The 1,655-nt window shown below is 61.8% G+C and carries 1 protein-coding gene; it reads right to left on the reverse strand.

The window, feature by feature from the left end:
• Positions 1-1,655 (reverse strand): immunoglobulin-like domain-containing protein (locus PMI30_RS02210; RefSeq protein WP_008014597.1); only part of this gene is annotated, 1,655 nt, incomplete at both ends.

Consider the following 1,655-nt stretch of genomic DNA (forward strand, 5'->3'; position numbering starts at 1 on the left):
CCACGGTGCCGCCTTCGGCGACGGTGGACGTCGCGGTCAGGTTCACCGTCGTAGTGTCGATGGTATCGGTGATGTCGGTAACCGCCTGCACTGGGCTGGTGACGAGATTTTCGAAGTTACCGCCTGCGGCGTCCTTGATGGTCACTTCGACTTGGCCAGCGTCTTTGTAGACGTCGTCTTTTGGCGCATCGACGGTCACGGAGCCGGTAGTCGCACCGGCGGCGATGGTGATGACGGCACCGTTCGACAAGGTCACGATGACCGGTGTGCCGGCCGCGTTGGTCAGGCTCGCGGTGTAAACGATGGAGCCACCTTCAGCGACTGAGTCGGTCGCCGACAGGCTGAGGGTAGTTGTATCAGGAGTGTCGGTAATCGAGGTGTCCGCCGACTTGCCGTCGACCTCCAGCTTCTCGTAGTTGCCGCCCTTCGCATTGTCGATCTTCACGCTCAGCGAGCCGCCACCGGCCAGTGCATCATTTGGCGCAACGAAGTTGACGGAACCGCTGCTTGAGCCGACCGCAATGGTGATGACCTGGCCGTTGGACAGGGTGACAACCACTGGCGAACCGGTGACCGGTGCGCTGACGGATGCGGTGTAAACCACGGTGCCGCCTTCGGCGACGCTCGAAGTGGCAGTCAGCGAAACGGTGCTGGTATCGATGGTGTCGTTGACGGTGGTGACCGCCGGGGTATCGCTGGCGACCAGGTTCTCGAAGTTGCCGCCGGTCGTACCTGTGATTGTCGCTTCGACGGTACCGGCGTCCTTGTAGACGTCGTCCTTCGGTGCATCGACGGTCACTGAGCCGGTGGTTTTACCCGCTTCGATGGTGATCACGGCGCCGTTGCTGAGCGTCACGGTCACTGGCGTGCCAGCGGCGTTGGTGAGGGTCGCCGTGTAGGTGATCTGGCCGCCTTCATCCACGGTGCCGGTCGCGGTCAGCGACAGGTTGGTGGTGTCCTGGGTATCGGTCACCAAGGTGTCCGCCGACTTGCCATCGATTTCCAGTTTCTCGTAATTACCGCCCTTCGCATCGTCGATCTTGACGCTCAGCGAGCCGCCACCGGCCAGCGCATCGTTTGGCGCAGTGAAGTTCACGCTGGCGCTGCTCGATCCGACCGGAATGGTGATGGTCTGGCCGTTGGACAAGGTTATGACGACTGGCGAACCGGTAACTGGTGCCGAGACGGAGGCGGTGTAAACCACGGTGCCGCCTTCGGCCACACTCGAAGTCGCGGTCAGGTTGACCGTCGAGGTGTCGATGGTGTCAGTGATGTCGGTAACCGCCGCCGCCGGATTGGTGGCCAGGTTTTCAAAGTTGCCGCCTGCGGCATCCTTGATGGTTACTTCGACTTGGCCAGCGTCTTTGTAGACATCGTCCTTTGGTGCGTCGACGGTCACGGAGCCGGTAGTCGCACCGGCCGCGATGGTGATGATTGCACCGTTCGACAGGGTCACGGTCACCGGAGTCCCGGCGGCATTGGTCAGGGTCGCGGTATAAACAATCGACCCGCCTTCCGCGACCGAATCGGTAGCGCTCAGACTGAGGGTGGTGGTGTCCGCAGTATCGGTCACCGAGGTGTCCGCCGACTTGCCGTCGATTTCCAGTTTCTCGTAATTACCGCCCTTCGCATCGTCGATCTTGACGCTCAGCGAG

Origin of the sequence: Pseudomonas sp. GM50 (genome assembly GCF_000282375.1) — a bacterium.
In the GTDB taxonomy this organism is placed as follows: Bacteria; Pseudomonadota; Gammaproteobacteria; order Pseudomonadales; family Pseudomonadaceae; genus Aquipseudomonas.